Here is a 15,646-nt window from a genome sequence, read left to right as displayed (position 1 = left end):
AGCAATGGGTAAAAAAATAGCAACCGTCATTACCGATATGTTTGAGGATGTGGAATATACAGAACCAGCAGAGGCTTTTAAAGAAGCTGGGCATGAAGTAATCACGATTGAAAAAGAAAAGGGCAATAAAGTAACAGGGAAAAACAAGGAAACTACGTTAACGATTGACCATGGTATCGAGGATGTAAATGTCGATGATTTTGATGCATTATTCATCCCTGGTGGCTTTTCACCAGATATTTTACGGGCGGATGATCGTTTTGTTAAGTTTGCTAAAGGTTTCATGGATGCGAAAAAACCTGTATTTGCAATTTGTCATGGACCACAGCTGTTAATTACAGCGAAAGCGTTAGAGGGCCGAGATGCAACAGGCTACAAATCGATTCAAGTTGATATGGAGTATGCAGGAGCCAAGGTTGTCGATAAAGAAGTAGTCGTTTGTCAGGATCAGCTTGTGACAAGTCGTCAGCCAGATGATATTCCAGCTTTTAATCGTGAAGCTTTGAATCTGCTCAAGTAAGAATTAAAAGTGGGAGTCTATTGTTAGATAACGGAAAAGGAAACCACAATTAACAATATGTAAAAATAGGAAGACCGTCTCTAATCAAATGGAGACGGTCTTTTCGATCTTCTTGGCGATATTAATATCTAGTACATATTCTATTATAGTTTGGTTATCGTAAATTGATCGTCTAGTAAAAGCCAATTTTGTGGAAAGGCTAGACCTAGCTTCCAATATGCAATACCTAGTAGGTCGAGTTCACGAATCATATCGAATTTTGCCTGAATTGATCTGGCATCTTCAAACCATACCTCGTGTTCATTCCCCTCTGCATCTGTATACGTGAAAAATGGCGCCTGTGCGCTCGTGTCATATTGAATGACAGCATTATTTTCCCTGGCAATTGCAATCGCTTGCTGTGGACTTACGGCACGAGCAGCTTCTCCACCTTCAACAAAGGGTAACGTCCAATCGTATCCATATAAATTTTGGCCTAATAATATTTTATCTGCGGGAATAACTGTTAAGGCGTAATCAACAACATTACGAACTTGATCAATTGGCGAAACAGCCATCGGAGGACCGTAGCTATAGCCCCATTCATAAGTCATTAATACAACAAAATCTGCTATCTCCCCATGAGCAGCGTAATCGTGAGCTTCATACCACTGCCCTGTTTGAGTGGCGCTTGTTTTTGGCGCGAGTGCAGTAGATAAGAGTAAGCCTTCCTGAGAAAATCGCTCCTTTGCTTTACGCAGAAATGCGTTGTATGCTTCCCGATCATCAGATGGCAGAAATTCAAAGTCAAAGTGGATATCGGTAAATCCTTGTGTCTGCGCTGTGTTCACAATGTTATCCAATAGCGTATTTTGAACCGCTTGTACGGTTAAAATGATATGACCAAGCTCATCACTAAACCCAGGTCCTTCCAAATTTGTCACAACCATTGCCATTGCTGTATCTGTGTTTGCGGCAATCTCCTGTAGATTCCCGATGGGTGGTGAAGTCAATGAACCATCGCGATTGACTCGATAGCTAAATAATGCAAGGAAAGTTAGATAAGGAGAATTTTTAGCAGCAGCATTTTCCAAGGTTTCAGAAACCGTATCACCAAAGGGTTCAATATAAGCATACGATGTAATCGCGCGCTTAGCACGAGGCGGGATGTAAATCCGCAAGCCAATAGGAAGTGTCATCTCTGGTGAAATATTATTAATCGTTGCTAGTTCCTGATAGGTCATCCCAAATCGGTTGGCAATGGAATAAAGGCTATCACCTTGTTGAACAAAGTAAAACTGACCAAAAATGGGGATGACCAGTGCTTGCCCGATGACGAGATCATTTGGAGCATCTAGTTCATTGGCATTCGTAATGGCGACAGCAGTTGTATTATATGTATTAGCGATTGAAGTTAATGTTTCCCCTTCTGTAACAACATGAATTTGCAAGAGAACTTCCTCCTTCAAAACAGTTTCTCATTTCAACTTATGTGAAGGAGGTCAGCTATATGACTTAAAGTGGGTCGATATTTGCCTTCATTACAGAACGGATTAAATATAATGCATAATCATTGTTCTCCTTTGCTTCGGATGCCATGCAATTTGCAGGAACGTGCATTCCAAATTGGTACATATACGCATCCTTGGCAGTAAAAAGAATGCAAATGTCTCCGGCAATACCAGCCATTAGGAGATGGCTTCGTTTTAAATCTGTAAGCAAAGATTGCAGTGGCGTCTGGAAAAAGGCAGAATGCTGTGGTTTAATAAGAAAGTAATCATCTTCCTCTGGTGCGAGTGCCTCAATAATTTCCTTGCTTCTATCATTTTTACAGTTTTCAATAATTTTATGAAAGTCTGCTTGCCATAATCCGTAATGGTCATTAACATAAATAGTAGGTAGATTTTTTTCTTTGGCGAATTTCTTCAGCTTAATGAGGTTCGGGAGGATTGCTTTCGTATTTCGATATAAATCATCACCGCCATCAAAGTCAAAATCGTTGATAATATCGACAAATAGTACAGCAGTGTTATTTAATGATGTATCCATTTATGAGTCTCCTTTATTCGGTATGACTACTTAACAGTATTTCCTCTTTTGGATTGATTCAAACTTTAAAACAAAGTGTTGTGATAATATGAGTGATGTAAAATTTATGGAAGCGGCAATTGAAGAAGCCCAAAAAGCTTTAACATTAAATGAGGTTCCAATTGGTGCGGTTATCGTATATAACGATGAAATCATTGCAAGGGGCTATAACTTGCGAGAATCCTCGCAAACGACGCTTTCCCATGCTGAGCTTGTTGCCATTCAAGAGGCAAATGAAAAGATTGGAAGCTGGCGACTAGAGGATTGTACGCTCTACGTTACATTGGAGCCATGTCCGATGTGTGCAGGCGCTATTGTCCAATCGCGAATTAAACGTGTTGTATATGGAGCAACTGATCCGAAGGCAGGATGTGCGGGCACATTAATGAATTTATTGAATGAACCTCGCTTTAATCATCAGGTTGAATTAACGGCAGGTGTTTTACAAACAGAGTGTGCTGCATTACTAACGGATTTTTTCCGAGCACTTCGAAAAAGAAAAAAATAGTCGGTAACCGGGCGCATCCGCTTTTGATGTTGCATTTTGTCGATAATTTCGCTATAATGGTAAATACCGTGCTAGGTGGGGAGGTAGCGGTGCCCTGTACTCGCAATCCGCTATAGCGAGGCTGAATTCCCACTCTAGGTGTGGCGATTTTATGGTCTGCCTTAAGGGAGTGGTGTTGACGCCCGGGTCCTACGCAACAGGAACCCATGAACCCTGTCAGGTCCGGAAGGAAGCAGCAGTAAGTGGAATTTTCTGTGTGCCGTGGGGAAGCCTAGGCCGAGCCATGAACTTAAGTAACGCATAGGGTCGTCACATCGAAAGTGGGTGCACGGCTACATAATGCAATCAAACACTCTTTTAAACGCTATAAAGCATTTGAAAGAGTGTTTTTAAATTCACCTAGAAAAAATCTTTCTAAGCTGCATGCCATATGGATAAGAGTTGGATGTTGGGATTTTTTTCGTACGAATTATTTTACTTTTATGAAAAAATGGAATAAGATAGAAATAGAATATAAAAAATCCACTAGGGGTGCCATTTGGCTGAGACAAGATTCATTTCTTGATCCCTTTGAACCTGAACTGGCTAGTACCAGCGTAGGGAAGTGGAGCTGGTGACGTATACATAATTCTGTAACTGTATATAAAACCACTCCATTTCGGGGTGGTTTTTTTGTTCTTCATTCTAAATTTATAGAAAGGAGATGTTTTGATGGATATTATTGCAAAAATAAGAGAAGACTAGCCGTTTATTTTTAATATTACCAATGAAGCTGTAGTAGAAGTAGGCTATTAAACAAAATTAGGGGAGGAATTTTCTATGCGTTTTTCAGAGTTATTGCGAGAGGCTACGAAAGAGAGTTGGAAATTAAGTCTAAATCATCCGTTTGTACAGGGTATTGTAAGTGGTGATTTGCCACTGGAAACATTCAAAAATTATATTCTGCAGGATATCTATTATTTGAAGCATTACGGCAAGGTGCATGCTTTTGCGGCTGCACATTCAGATGATTTTCATGTTGCTGCTAAGCTGGCAGAAAAAGCAAAGAAAACAGCAGAAGCAGAGCTAACAGTGCATAAGGAGCATGCAGGGATTTTAAAGATTACCAATGCAGAAATTGAGAATTTTAAACCTGCACCAACTGCCTATGCTTATACATCGCATTTGTACCGTGCATCGTTGTCCGGAAGTTTAGCTCAAATTGTAGCTGCAATGCTACCATGTTACTGGTTATATGCTGATATTGGTTTGACTTACAAGGACGCAAAACCGAAAGAAGAAATTTACCAAAATTGGCTGAACACGTATGGTAGTGAGTGGTTCCAAGAGTCCACACAGGAAATGATTGACCTGCTCGATGGATTAGCGGAAAAGGCAAGTGAAACAGAAAAAGAGAAAATCAAAGAGCAGTTTATTCTTGCGAAAGAATATGAGCTCGCATTTTGGGAGATGTCCTATACGTTTGAAACATGGCTTTCGGAAAAAGCAACGAATCCGGCATCTGTTTAAAATTATAAAAACCAGGGTGGCTGATGATATGCCATCCTGGTTTCTTAGTCCCATAGAACAAACAAATCTTCTACACCTATAACGAAATGTGACAGTAACTCCAGATGAATGTTACAAAAAATATATTTAACCCTGTTTTGGTTCACATTCACCCCTAAAATCGGGTATAATTAGAAATAGATCATAGAGGGGAATCTGTATTATGAGCTATCAAGCTTTATATCGCGTTTGGCGTCCAAGAACTTTTGAGGATGTCGTAGGACAAACACATATTACGAGAACACTGCAGAATGCGATTGTACAAGATAAATTTTCGCATGCTTATTTATTCTCTGGGCCAAGAGGAACAGGGAAAACAAGTGCTGCCAAGATTTTTGCCCAAACAATTAACTGTGAGCATGCACCAGTCAAAGAACCATGTAATGAATGTGATGCATGTCGTGGCATTTTGGATGGCTCGATTTCAGATGTTATTGAAATTGATGCTGCATCCAATACGAGTGTCGATGATATTCGTGAAATCCGAGACAAGGTAAAGTATGCTTCAAGCGCAGTACCATATAAAGTGTACATCATTGATGAGGTACACATGATTTCAATTAATGCATTCAACGCATTACTAAAAACGTTAGAAGAACCACCAAAGCATGTCGTCTTTATTTTGGCAACGACCGAGCCACATAAAATTCCATTAACGATTATTTCTAGGTGTCAGCGATTCGATTTTAAACCGATATCCAATCAGGCAATTGTAGATCGTATGCAAACGATTATGGAAGCAGAGAATATTTCTGTTTCGAAAGAGGCATTGGATACTGTTGCATTAGCAGCAGAAGGTGGAATGCGTGATGCGTTAAGTATTCTGGATCAAGCAATTTCCTATAGTGAGGACCAGGTAGAACTCGATGATGTGTTGGCTGTTACTGGTGGTGTTTCCCAGAAAGTGCTCACCGATATCGTAAAGGCCATGCATGAAAAAGATGTGGAACAGGCGTTACAGCTATTGGATGATTTGATCCAACGGGGGAAAGATCCTGGACGCTTTGTATATGATCTGATTTATTTTATGCGTGATCTATTGCTTTTCAAAAGTGCTCCATCGCTAGAAGGATTGTTGGAAAGAGCAAGAGTGGATGATAACTTCCTTGCACTTTCTGATTCTGTATCAACCTCATGGATTCAGAATGCAATTATCCAACTGAATCAGTGCCAACAAGAGATCAAGTGGACGAATAGTCCAAAGGTATTTATCGAAATAGCGATACTCACGATTACCAATCGTTATCATGCCGGGGAGCAGGCGACAGCTGATGTTGATTCAGAAGCAGTAACAAAACTGATGAGCAAAATGTCACAATTGGAAAAAGAGCTTACCAATCTGAAGCAGCAGCCTGCACAGCCTGTCCAAGCACCAGCTGCATCTGAGAAGAGAAGGCAACCTGCGAGAGGATCGAAAAATAGCTATAAAATCCCGTTTGAGCGAATTCGTGATGTGCTTGGAAAAGCAGAAAAGCCTGCATTAAAGCAAGTACAATCACAGTGGGCCAACTTTTTAAGTAAGCTAAAGCAAGTGAATGCACCTGCACATGCAACGATACAGGATAGTAAACCTGCAGCTGCATCCGCAGATTCACTCGTTGTCGCATTTAAATATGAAATCCACTGCTCCTTATTTTTAGATAATCGGGAGACAGTTGAATCCGTACTTACGAGTGTGATGGATAAGCAATTAACGATTATCCCAATTCCAGATAATGATTGGACACAGCTCCGTACGGAATATATAAGCAAACAAGATAAGCCTAAAGATGAAGAACAAGGAGATCCACTAGTGGATGAAGCTAGGAAGCTCTTTGGAGATGAATTACTGGAAATACATGATTAGGAAACAAAAGCGTAAGCGCCCGGTTAGCGACGTACGGACTGATCCGTAGGAGATAAAGGAAACATGCCCCTTTAGGGGTATGCCGATGTTAGGCGTAGCCTGATTTTAATCGGCCATCCTTTTATCTAGAGTCGTTGTTGACTTTCACCACAAGGGTATAAGTGCGACTAAGCCTCTGGCGCAGCCAATCGGCAAGTCTTGCTAGTCGTTGGGCGCTGGAGCTGGACTTGGCTGTTCCAGTATAAGGAAAAAAATAATAATGAATAATCTAAAGGAGGTATTTTCCATGAAGGGAAATATGAACAATATGATGAAGCAAATGCAAAAAATGCAAAAGAAAATGATGCAGGCACAGGACGAATTGCATGAAATGTCTTTTGAAGCATCAGCTGGTGGTGGAATGGTTACCATTACAGCAAATGGGAAAAAGGAAATTACAGATATTGCAATTAAAGAAGAAGTTGTAGATCCAGATGATATCGAAATGCTACAAGATCTTATCATTGCTGCAACAAATGATGTATTGAAGCAAATTGATGATAAAACGAACCAACAAATGGGACAGTTTACAAAAGGCTTAAACATGCCTGGTATGTTTTAATTAAAGGAAAAAATGGCAGGGGATTACGATCCCCTATGCCAAGTATAAGCACCCGGTTTAAAGCGGGTGCTTATGTTTTCGTGTAGGAGGCAGGCTTGATGTATTATCCAGAACCAATATCGAAGTTAATTGACAGTTTTACAAAATTGCCTGGCATTGGACCGAAAACAGCTGTCCGTCTGGCATTTTTTGTTTTGAATATGAAAGATGATGATGTGCTTAATTTTGCCAATGCATTAGTGAATGCCAAAAGAGAGCTCTCCCATTGCAGTATTTGTGGACACATCACCGATCAGGATCCATGCGCGATATGTTCCGATACGTCACGAGATAATTCGATTATTTGCGTCGTGCAAGATCCAAAAGATGTCATTGCAATGGAAAAGATGAAAGAATTCCACGGAAAATACCATGTTCTTCATGGCGCAATTTCACCAATGGATGGAATTGGACCAGAAGATATTAATGTCCCTGATCTAATCAATCGTCTGAAGGATGAGGAAGTAAAAGAAATCATCCTAGCAACTAACCCAAACATCGAAGGGGAAGCAACCGCAATGTATATTTCGCGCCTTGTTAAACCATCAGGTATCCGCACGACTCGAATTGCACATGGCTTACCTGTTGGCGGCGATTTGGAATATGCAGATGAAGTAACATTATCAAAAGCTTTAGAGGGTAGAAGAGATTTGTAGAAGTTAGGTGAAGTGCATGGGGAAAAAACGAAAGACAAAAGATGTCAATCATGAGCTGCTTGATACAATCATTCAAGCAGAACAAGAGTGGAAACAAATTAGGTCTATTGTAGAACAAAGTATGGAGCCTTCAATCAATGGAATGCAGCAAGAAGCAATTGCTCGGGCTAAATATTTATTTCTTCTGCGTGAGGCAAGACTGCGTAATATTAGTGCAGTGCGAGTATACTAGAATTATAGATTAAGGGAGACAAGGTTTGTGAGTATAGATGGCCTTGTCTTTTTTTATTGAGAAACCACAGTTTGAAAAATGTGTAGAAAAAATAAATGAAGAATTGAAGGAGAAACAGGAAATGTTGACGGTTCAGTTTTAGAATGGGAAAAAGGGGCGGTTCTTTTACTGAACGTTTGGCAACATCTCCTAACGACTTTTAATAAAAGGCTGTTAAATCAAGCTTTATATAAAATCACCTACTTTCTTACAAAGATTCATGATCATGTTTTTTCACAGAGAGATTCTTTTCTTTCCCCGCTTCCTTGGTTCTTTTTTACGAAATACAAGCATAAATTTACTAAAAAAGAGGTTGAGGAAGAGGGTTGATTTCAGTTGAGTTCTGCAATTGTTATTTCGGTCATTGTTGGACTAATTATTATTTTATTATTCGTTGGTGCCCCTGTTAAGCCAATGAAATTCATTGGACAGGCTACAGTAAAGCTTGGAATTGGTATTCTGTTTTTATTTTTCTTTAATGTATTCGGTGGGATGTTTGGGCTGCACATTCCAATTAATTTATTTACAGCTGTCGTATCTGGTTTTTTAGGGTTATTTGGATTGGCATCCTTGGTGGCGATTCATCTGTTTATTATTTAGCTAGACCATTTTATTCCAAACTTAAAAGTTTCAAAGTTTCCCCGTATAGTTTTCCTTAGATTGGGAGATACTAGTTTCTAACGGAGGTGGGGAAGGTGGAACAAGCTAATTCATTAGGACTTTCACAATGCGGCATCTGTGAGGAACAAAAGGAGAAGGGAATTCATTTATATACGATGTTCATTTGTACGGAATGCGAGTATAATATGATTCATACGGAGCCAAGAGAAGAAAAGTATAACTATTACTTACGAAAATTAAAGAATATCAATCAACCGAAATTATATTCATAGCTATCCAGGGAGTCTTTGCTTGCAAAGGCTTCTTTTGTTGGTCTGAGAATGATAAAATTGCCATGAAATGCAAAAGCGAGGTAGGATAAACCTTATACCATCCACATCCATGCTATATCTAAGAAAATCTCATGTGGCAATGATACGATGCTCGTAAGGGAGGCATCGTCATTACGTCGTTCGTTAATTTACGATTATTATAATCGAAAGAAACTAAAGGAGGGACAATGATGAATCAGAATCACAATCGAATGCCGATCTTTGAAAGATTGCAGCAATTTACATACAAAGACCCGATATCCTTTCATGTCCCAGGTCATAAAAATGGTGAAATATTCCCGAAACATGCAAGGTCTTATTTTGATTCCATCTTAAAGTTAGATATGACAGAGCTACATGGATTAGACGATCTTCATGCGCCAACGGAAATGATTGCAGAAGCAGAAGGATTAGCTGCGGATTTTTTTGGCTCAGACCATACGTTTTTTCTTGTTGGCGGGAGTACGGCAGGGAATTTAGCAATGGTGTTAGCAGCCTGTTCACCAGGTGGAAAAATTATTGTTCAACGTAATTGCCATAAATCCGTTATGAATGGCTTGGAACTTAGTGGTGCAAAGCCAGTATTTATCGCCCCAAATTATGATGAAGCAGTCGATCGCTATACGAGTCCAAGTTTGTCTACATTAGAAGAAGCGTTACAAAAGCACTCAGACGCAAAAGCGATTGTACTCACCTATCCTGATTATTTTGGAAGAACGTATCCAATTAAAGCCATGATAGATTTGGCACATTCGTATAACATTCCAGTTCTCGTCGATGAAGCACATGGAGTTCACTTTGCTTTAGGGAAACCTTTTCCAGCATCTGCTTTAAGGTTGGGAGCAGATGCTGTTGTGCAATCAGCTCATAAAATGGCCCCGGCAATGACAATGGCTTCTTATCTACATATAAAATCCAAACTTATTTCCAAAGAGCGAATTGCCCACTATTTACAAATCATTCAATCGAGCAGTCCATCCTATCCATTAATGGCTTCATTAGATATTGCACGTTTCTTTTTAGCCAAATTGGAAAGCAATGATATAGAACGTATTTTACGAAGTGTGAACGAAGTGCGGACGATACTTGATAAGTGCGAGGCATGGAATGTCCTGCCAATTGAAGTACAGGATGATCCACTTAAAATAACGTTACACGTGAAACAATCGTATTCAGTTCAAGATGTGGCACGGCTTTTTGAAGAAGAAAATTTATATCCAGAGCTTACAACACATAATCAGCTATTGCTTATTCATGGGCTTGAGCCGTTTAATAAGCAGACCCAGCTTCAAAAAATAGTAAAAAGAGTAGGGGAACAATTAAAAATTGAACTAAATCATGATACAATAGAAATAGCAAAGTTATTTCCAGAAGCCATTCAGGAATTGGCTTTGTCGTATCAAGAAATGCAGGCAAGATCTTACAGACGTGTACCTTTTGGTGAAGGTATCGAACATATAGCAGCAGAGGCAGTCATAGCCTATCCGCCGGGAATTCCGATCATTCTTAAGGGTGAACGTATTACAACAGCACACCTTGCTACCACCCGACAGCTTCGTAATCAAGGTGTTCGAATTCAGCAACGGGAATCAGGCATCAAGATCTACAGGAAATGATGAAGGAGATATAACATGAGGGCTTTTTTTATAACATTTGAAGGTGGCGAAGGTGCTGGAAAAACAACCATCCTTCAAGCGATCGCATCAAGGCTAACGGATTTGGGGTATGACGTGATAACGACCCGTGAACCAGGCGGTATCAACATTTCTGAGAAAATCCGTGACATTATTCATGACCCGGATCATACAGAAATGGAAGAACGTACGGAAGCACTTCTCTATGCAGCAGCACGCAGGCAGCACCTTGTAGAAAAAGTACTTCCAGCACTGGAACAAGGGAAGGTTGTTCTCTGTGATCGTTTTATTGACAGTAGTTTAGCATATCAAGGGTATGCCCGTGGATTAGGAATTGATGAGGTCTTTTCCATCAATCAATTTGTCATTGGGGATTGTATGCCAGATTTAACTTTATTTTTTGATATTACGCCAAAAAAGGGATTAGAGCGTATTGCAGCGAATAAAGATAGAGAGAGGAATCGACTTGATCTTGAAAACCTTAAGTTTCATGAAATGGTTTATGAAGGTTATCAGATTCTTAAAGACAAATTCCCCAACCGAATTCAAACGATTGATGCAGATCAATCCATAGACATAGTTGAACAGGCTGTGCTCGACCGTATTATCAGTTTTATAAAATAAAGGGGGCTTATGCACATGAAACTAATCATGGCAGTTATCCAAGACAAGGATTCCAATCGTTTAGTAAATGCTTTGGGAGAAAAGGATTTTAAGACAACAAAGCTTGCTTCAACTGGTGGTTTTCTGAAGGAGGGTAATACCACCCTGATGATTGGATGTGAAGACCAAGAAGTAGATAATGCCTTAGACATTATTAAGGATAATTGTTCGCATCGTGAACAGATGGTCGCACCAATCTCCCCAATGGGAGGAAATGCAGATTCCTATATTCCGAAGCCAGTTAAAGTTGAGGTTGGTGGAGCAACGGTATTTGTACTTCCAGTCGAATCATTTTTACAGTTTTAATAAATAAGTGTATTACCTCTAAGAAAGGGGCTGGACCAATGAAAATTACAAACGAAATACAAGCTAATTTAGAGCCGAAATATGCGCGTAAAGCAAGTGCAGATAAACAGGCTTTCAGTCAAATGGTTCAGTCCCAAACACAAAGTTTAAAGCATCAAGAATTACAACAGCTTGTTAGTAATATTTCGAAGCAAGGAAATAAGCTTGCTCGTTATCGATCATTTCGTGAACTGGCCGCATTTAAACGAATGGTGAAAGGGTTTCTGCAGAGGACAGTTTATGCTGGATATGCCTTGGATAAATCACATCATTTCGGTTTAGATGGACAAACTCGGAAGTTAGCAATCGTTAAGCAAGTCGATGAAAAGCTAATCAAACTTACAGAGGAAATTATGAACCAGGAAAAGAAGACAGTAGATATCCTAGCACTTATCGGAGAAATTAAAGGATTACTGATTAATATATATACGTAAGGGAAAAAGCGGAGGCGCCCGGTTAGTGACGTACGGACTGTACTTATCGTGTCATGATGTGGGGAAGTCTCGCTAGTCGTTGTGTGCTGGAGCTGGGCGCGGCTGTTCCAGTACAAGGAATTATGGAGTCAAATCATTATATCTAAGTAAGAAGTTAAAGCTTAAGGACGGATACATATGAAAACATGGTCTCAGGTGGCCGAAGTGCAACCACTAGCAACACGTATTATAACAAATAGCATTAAAAAAGATCGGATTTCTCATGCGTATTTGCTCCAAGGCGAAAGAGGAACAGGTAAAGGAGCAATTGCTTTACTCATTGCCAAAGGCCTGTTCTGTCAAAACAAATCAAGCGTAGAGCCGTGCAATGAATGCAATAACTGCAAACGAATTGATTCACATAATCACCCTGATGTACATTGGATTGAGCCTGATGGACAATCGATTAAGATTGAACAAGTGCGTAATTTGCAGAAAGAATTTACGTACTCAGGCCTTGAATCAAATCAAAAGGTATATGTGATTAAGGATGCAGACACATTGACTGTAAATGCCGCAAACCGGATTCTGAAGTTTTTAGAGGAGCCAAGTAAAGAAACGACAGCAATTATGCTGACAGAGAATAGTCAATCGATTATTCCAACCATCCGTTCACGCTGCCAAGTTATTGATTTAAAGCCACTCCACGCTGCTTCTTTCCAAAACCAACTAATCGAGCAGGGGATGGAAAAAAATCAAGCCGTGCTCATCAGCGCCCTCACGAATAATTTAGATGAGGCCTTTAGATGGAGCGGAGATGCGTGGTTTGCAGAAGCTAGAAAACTAATGGTACAATTAATAGAAATGTTTACCACAAAGCCTGAAGACGTTTATCTCTTTATTCACAGTCGCTGGGTAGCCCACTTTAAGGAGCGACAAGAGCAGGAGCAGGGATTGGATTTATTACTTCTGGCTTTTAAAGATATTCTCTATTTCCATATTGGAAATGAGGATATGATGGTATTTTTCACCTCCAAGGATCCGCTCGTTGAAAAGGTAGCAATGTCTTTTTCCCAGGAAAATCTTGTGAATAGCTTGAATTTCGTTCTACAGGCAAAGAGGAAATTGAAGCAAAATGTTCAACCCACCTTGGTGATTGAACAACTAGCGCTTCAAATACAGAGGTGAAATGTAATGATTGAAGTTATTGGTGTCCGTTTTAAAAAAGCGGGTAAAATATATTATTTTGATCCAGGAACAGATACGATTTCCTTGGATAGTTATGTTATAGTAGAGACAATACGAGGGATTGAATTTGGGAAGGTAGTTATTACGAATAAACATGTTGATGAAGAAGATGTTGTCCTCCCATTGAAAAAAGTAATCCGTATTGCTGACGAGAAAGATAAGCTATCCGTTTTAGAAAATCAAGAGCAAGCGGACAAAGCATTTCATATATGTTCAGATAAGATTGAGCAGCATAAGCTTGATATGAATCTGGTTGAAGTAGAGTACACATTTGATCGCAATAAAATTATTTTTTATTTTACAGCAGATGGCAGGGTCGACTTCCGGAACTTAGTGAAGGATTTGGCCTCCATGTTTAAAACGAGAATTGAACTACGCCAAATTGGTGTGCGCGATGAAGCGAAAATGCTTGGTGGTATTGGACCTTGTGGCAGAATGCTTTGTTGTTCAACGTTTTTAGGGGATTTCGAGCCAGTATCAATAAAAATGGCGAAGGATCAAAATCTTTCCCTTAATCCTGCTAAAATATCTGGGTTATGCGGTAGACTCATGTGCTGTTTAAAATATGAAAATGATACGTATGAAACTGCAAAGCGTGATTTGCCGGATATTGGCGAAGCAATTGTAACGCCATATGGAAAAGGAAAAGTAGTTGGTCTCAATATACTTGAGCGGCTCATCCAAATCGAAATTCCGGAAAAAGAACGCGTTGTTGAATATACTTTAGATGAATTAATAGATGAAGGAATTTTAGCGCAAGCCACAGAATGATGAGGTGAGTGGGCGTGAGGAACAGAGAAATTTTTGACCAGGTTTCGGATATGGAAAAGCAAATTGGTGAACTGTATGAACAGCTTGGTGATTTAAAGGGGCGATTAAGTGAGTTGCTCGAGGAAAATCATCGATTAGCTGTAGAAAATCACAATTTGCGTAATCATCTCGATCATCAAAAGGAAGCTGCGGATGAAGCGTCAGATAAGAAAACTTCCAAAGGTAGCTTCCCTGGTGAAGGGTATGATAATCTTGCTAGATTATATGAAGAAGGTTTTCATATATGTAATCTGGAATTTGGAAGCCCAAGGAGAGATGAAGACTGTATTTTCTGCCTTGACTTTTTTGAGAAAACAAAATAAAAGCTTTTTTGCATACGTGCAACGAAGGTATTCGCATAGGGAGACACGAACTCCAACTTAGAAGGGATCCTTAGAAAGCAAAGAACGACCATCTAAGGATCTCTTTAACGGATGCCACGTTTTTTAAATGAAGGCTATTACTGCTGTCTCGATATATGTCCGAGGCAGCTTTCTTTTCATTAGACAGTTTTTTGAACAACGTTAAATAGTAAGGAGTTAACCATGGTACAATTATTTAATGACGAACGTATGGATTATTTGTTAAATGATGAGCAGATGCAAATTATCCAAAGCCCAACAGCTTTTGCCTTTTCCCTGGATGCAGTATTACTTGCTCATTTTGCCTATGTGCCCGTAAAGCGAGGGAAAATATTGGATTTATGCACCGGCAATGGTGTCATTCCCCTGCTCCTATCAAAAAGAACAAACGCTGAAATAACAGGTGTAGAAATTCAAGAGCGGATTTTTCATATGGCAGAAAGGAATGTGGAGTTAAATAAACTTTCCAATCAGTTAATGATGCTACAAGGCGATTTAAAGGAAATGCAGCCGATACTCGGACAGAGCAGTTTTGATGTCGTTACGTGTAATCCTCCATATTTTAAAACACCTTCCCGTACAGAACATAATCATAATGAATTTTTGACGATTGCTCGGCATGAAGTATTTTGTACGTTAGAAGATGTTGTAAAAGCTTGTAAATTACATGTTCGACCAGGCGGTAAAGTCGCGATGGTCCATCGACCAGGGAGACTCGTTGATATAATAGAGCTTTTTAGAAAGTATAAATTAGAACCAAAGCGTATGCAGCTTGTATATCCGAAGCGGGAAAGGGAAGCAAATATGCTTTTAATTGAAGGTGTCCGGGATGGGAAAGCAGACTTGAAAATCCTGCCGCCATTATATATCTATGAAGAGGACGGTACGTATACCAAGGAAGCAGAGGAAATTATTTATGGTATGTGAACATGTTGTCTACATTCTTCGATGCAAGGATGGTTCACTTTATACAGGATATACAAATAATTTAGAGCGTCGCTTAAACATGCATGAAACTGGTAAAGGTGCGAAATATACACGTGGAAGAGGGCCTTTTCAAGTTGTATTTGTGGAACGTTTTTTGACGAAGGAAGCAGCGATGCAACAGGAATATCGGATTAAACAGCTTTCACGAAATGAAAAAAAGCTGCTGATTCAGGAAAAGCAGAAGGAGACGTTGTAA

General features: G+C 39.6%; 20 protein-coding genes, 1 other RNA gene and 1 riboswitch. Of the genes, 19 read left to right on the top strand and 2 right to left on the bottom strand.

Going from position 1 to position 15,646, the window contains the following annotated elements; all coding sequences use genetic code 11:
* Positions 1-4 precede the first annotated feature (4 nt).
* A complete protein-coding gene (locus tag NYE61_RS13665) occupies positions 5-520 on the top strand; it encodes a type 1 glutamine amidotransferase domain-containing protein (protein ID WP_095313953.1) in 516 nt (171 codons plus the stop codon).
* Positions 521-663: 143 nt separating this feature from the next.
* Here the strand turns inward: NYE61_RS13665 and NYE61_RS13660 are convergent, their stop codons facing one another.
* Positions 664-1,950, bottom strand: a complete 1,287-nt coding sequence (locus NYE61_RS13660) for a glycoside hydrolase family 18 protein (RefSeq protein ID WP_303450007.1) — start codon at positions 1,948-1,950, stop codon at positions 664-666.
* A gap of 64 nt (positions 1,951-2,014) precedes the next feature.
* Entirely contained in the window at positions 2,015-2,548 is a 534-nt protein-coding gene (locus NYE61_RS13655) for an isochorismatase family cysteine hydrolase (RefSeq protein ID WP_095313949.1), read from the bottom strand.
* An 88-nt stretch (positions 2,549-2,636) separates the two neighbouring features.
* Here NYE61_RS13655 and tadA point away from each other — a divergent pair, with 88 nt between their 5' ends.
* The 18 genes from tadA (at position 2,637) to NYE61_RS13565 (ending at position 15,646) form a co-directional block, all read left to right on the top strand.
* The gene (gene tadA / locus NYE61_RS13650) at positions 2,637-3,095 is read left to right on the top strand and encodes a tRNA adenosine(34) deaminase TadA (RefSeq protein ID WP_303450009.1); all 459 of its coding nucleotides are present in this window, start codon (positions 2,637-2,639) and stop codon (positions 3,093-3,095) included.
* Between the two features lie 66 nt (positions 3,096-3,161).
* An RNA gene (gene ffs, locus NYE61_RS13645) (signal recognition particle sRNA large type) lies at positions 3,162-3,427 on the top strand.
* A 185-nt stretch (positions 3,428-3,612) separates the two neighbouring features.
* A riboswitch (TPP riboswitch) is annotated at positions 3,613-3,715 on the top strand.
* Between the two features lie 199 nt (positions 3,716-3,914).
* On the top strand, positions 3,915-4,604 hold the full coding sequence (tenA, locus tag NYE61_RS13640; RefSeq protein WP_095313946.1) for a thiaminase II: 690 nt from the start codon (positions 3,915-3,917) through the stop codon (positions 4,602-4,604).
* A gap of 202 nt (positions 4,605-4,806) precedes the next feature.
* On the top strand, positions 4,807-6,489 hold the full coding sequence (gene dnaX, locus NYE61_RS13635; protein ID WP_303450013.1) for a DNA polymerase III subunit gamma/tau: 1,683 nt from the start codon (positions 4,807-4,809) through the stop codon (positions 6,487-6,489).
* Positions 6,490-6,775: 286 nt separating this feature from the next.
* Complete coding sequence (locus NYE61_RS13630) at positions 6,776-7,090, top strand: YbaB/EbfC family nucleoid-associated protein (protein ID WP_095313943.1); 315 nt, start codon at positions 6,776-6,778, stop codon at positions 7,088-7,090.
* Positions 7,091-7,188: 98 nt separating this feature from the next.
* On the top strand, positions 7,189-7,785 hold the full coding sequence (gene recR, locus NYE61_RS13625; protein ID WP_095313941.1) for a recombination mediator RecR: 597 nt from the start codon (positions 7,189-7,191) through the stop codon (positions 7,783-7,785).
* Between the two features lie 16 nt (positions 7,786-7,801).
* Complete coding sequence (locus NYE61_RS13620) at positions 7,802-8,017, top strand: YaaL family protein (RefSeq protein WP_095313940.1); 216 nt, start codon at positions 7,802-7,804, stop codon at positions 8,015-8,017.
* 375 nt (positions 8,018-8,392) lie between these two features.
* A complete protein-coding gene (locus NYE61_RS13615) occupies positions 8,393-8,656 on the top strand; it encodes a pro-sigmaK processing inhibitor BofA family protein (RefSeq protein ID WP_095313938.1) in 264 nt (87 codons plus the stop codon).
* Between the two features lie 95 nt (positions 8,657-8,751).
* Positions 8,752-8,949: a sigma factor G inhibitor Gin gene (locus NYE61_RS13610; protein WP_095313936.1), complete on the top strand. Its 198-nt coding sequence runs from the start codon at positions 8,752-8,754 to the stop codon at positions 8,947-8,949.
* A 230-nt stretch (positions 8,950-9,179) separates the two neighbouring features.
* Positions 9,180-10,604 (top strand): aminotransferase class I/II-fold pyridoxal phosphate-dependent enzyme, encoded by a 1,425-nt coding sequence (locus tag NYE61_RS13605; protein ID WP_303450026.1) that lies wholly within the window; start codon positions 9,180-9,182, stop codon positions 10,602-10,604.
* A gap of 15 nt (positions 10,605-10,619) precedes the next feature.
* Positions 10,620-11,246, top strand: coding sequence for a dTMP kinase (gene tmk / locus NYE61_RS13600; protein WP_118889298.1), 627 nt, complete (start codon positions 10,620-10,622; stop codon positions 11,244-11,246).
* A 15-nt stretch (positions 11,247-11,261) separates the two neighbouring features.
* The gene (locus NYE61_RS13595) at positions 11,262-11,591 is read left to right on the top strand and encodes a cyclic-di-AMP receptor (protein ID WP_095313931.1); all 330 of its coding nucleotides are present in this window, start codon (positions 11,262-11,264) and stop codon (positions 11,589-11,591) included.
* 38 nt (positions 11,592-11,629) lie between these two features.
* Positions 11,630-12,064 (top strand): YaaR family protein, encoded by a 435-nt coding sequence (locus NYE61_RS13590; protein WP_095313930.1) that lies wholly within the window; start codon positions 11,630-11,632, stop codon positions 12,062-12,064.
* A 177-nt stretch (positions 12,065-12,241) separates the two neighbouring features.
* On the top strand, positions 12,242-13,231 hold the full coding sequence (gene holB / locus NYE61_RS13585) for a DNA polymerase III subunit delta' (protein ID WP_303450031.1): 990 nt from the start codon (positions 12,242-12,244) through the stop codon (positions 13,229-13,231).
* Between the two features lie 6 nt (positions 13,232-13,237).
* Positions 13,238-14,062: a stage 0 sporulation family protein gene (locus NYE61_RS13580; protein WP_095313927.1), complete on the top strand. Its 825-nt coding sequence runs from the start codon at positions 13,238-13,240 to the stop codon at positions 14,060-14,062.
* Between the two features lie 14 nt (positions 14,063-14,076).
* Positions 14,077-14,424, top strand: a complete 348-nt coding sequence (gene yabA / locus NYE61_RS13575; RefSeq protein WP_095313925.1) for a DNA replication initiation control protein YabA — start codon at positions 14,077-14,079, stop codon at positions 14,422-14,424.
* Positions 14,425-14,646: 222 nt separating this feature from the next.
* Complete coding sequence (locus tag NYE61_RS13570; RefSeq protein ID WP_118889295.1) at positions 14,647-15,390, top strand: tRNA1(Val) (adenine(37)-N6)-methyltransferase; 744 nt, start codon at positions 14,647-14,649, stop codon at positions 15,388-15,390.
* A complete protein-coding gene (locus tag NYE61_RS13565; RefSeq protein ID WP_303450038.1) occupies positions 15,380-15,646 on the top strand; it encodes a GIY-YIG nuclease family protein in 267 nt (88 codons plus the stop codon). Before NYE61_RS13570 ends, NYE61_RS13565 begins: the two co-directional genes overlap by 11 nt.

Source organism: Oceanobacillus sp. FSL W7-1304, assembly GCF_037969805.1.
Lineage (GTDB): Bacteria > Bacillota > Bacilli > Bacillales > Amphibacillaceae > Oceanobacillus > Oceanobacillus profundus.
Note: the sequence above shows the minus strand (reverse complement) of the source record. Positions and strands in the feature narration are given on the sequence as shown.

What these genes read in the sequence shown, in the direction of transcription:
- NYE61_RS13590 (WP_095313930.1), top strand. Translation starts at nt 11,630, where the DNA reads ATGAAAATTACAAACGAAATACAAGCTAATTTAGAGCCGAAATATGCG.
- NYE61_RS13580 (WP_095313927.1), top strand. Translation starts at nt 13,238, where the DNA reads ATGATTGAAGTTATTGGTGTCCGTTTTAAAAAAGCGGGTAAAATATAT.
- recR (WP_095313941.1), top strand. Translation starts at nt 7,189, where the DNA reads ATGTATTATCCAGAACCAATATCGAAGTTAATTGACAGTTTTACAAAA.
- dnaX (WP_303450013.1), top strand. Translation starts at nt 4,807, where the DNA reads ATGAGCTATCAAGCTTTATATCGCGTTTGGCGTCCAAGAACTTTTGAG.
- NYE61_RS13595 (WP_095313931.1), top strand. Translation starts at nt 11,262, where the DNA reads ATGAAACTAATCATGGCAGTTATCCAAGACAAGGATTCCAATCGTTTA.
- tenA (WP_095313946.1), top strand. Translation starts at nt 3,915, where the DNA reads ATGCGTTTTTCAGAGTTATTGCGAGAGGCTACGAAAGAGAGTTGGAAA.
- holB (WP_303450031.1), top strand. Translation starts at nt 12,242, where the DNA reads ATGAAAACATGGTCTCAGGTGGCCGAAGTGCAACCACTAGCAACACGT.
- NYE61_RS13570 (WP_118889295.1), top strand. Translation starts at nt 14,647, where the DNA reads ATGGTACAATTATTTAATGACGAACGTATGGATTATTTGTTAAATGAT.
- NYE61_RS13655 (WP_095313949.1), bottom strand. Translation starts at nt 2,548, where the DNA reads ATGGATACATCATTAAATAACACTGCTGTACTATTTGTCGATATTATC.
- NYE61_RS13620 (WP_095313940.1), top strand. Translation starts at nt 7,802, where the DNA reads ATGGGGAAAAAACGAAAGACAAAAGATGTCAATCATGAGCTGCTTGAT.
- NYE61_RS13665 (WP_095313953.1), top strand. Translation starts at nt 5, where the DNA reads ATGGGTAAAAAAATAGCAACCGTCATTACCGATATGTTTGAGGATGTG.
- tmk (WP_118889298.1), top strand. Translation starts at nt 10,620, where the DNA reads ATGAGGGCTTTTTTTATAACATTTGAAGGTGGCGAAGGTGCTGGAAAA.
- NYE61_RS13630 (WP_095313943.1), top strand. Translation starts at nt 6,776, where the DNA reads ATGAAGGGAAATATGAACAATATGATGAAGCAAATGCAAAAAATGCAA.
- tadA (WP_303450009.1), top strand. Translation starts at nt 2,637, where the DNA reads ATGAGTGATGTAAAATTTATGGAAGCGGCAATTGAAGAAGCCCAAAAA.
- NYE61_RS13565 (WP_303450038.1), top strand. Translation starts at nt 15,380, where the DNA reads ATGGTATGTGAACATGTTGTCTACATTCTTCGATGCAAGGATGGTTCA.
- NYE61_RS13605 (WP_303450026.1), top strand. Translation starts at nt 9,180, where the DNA reads ATGAATCAGAATCACAATCGAATGCCGATCTTTGAAAGATTGCAGCAA.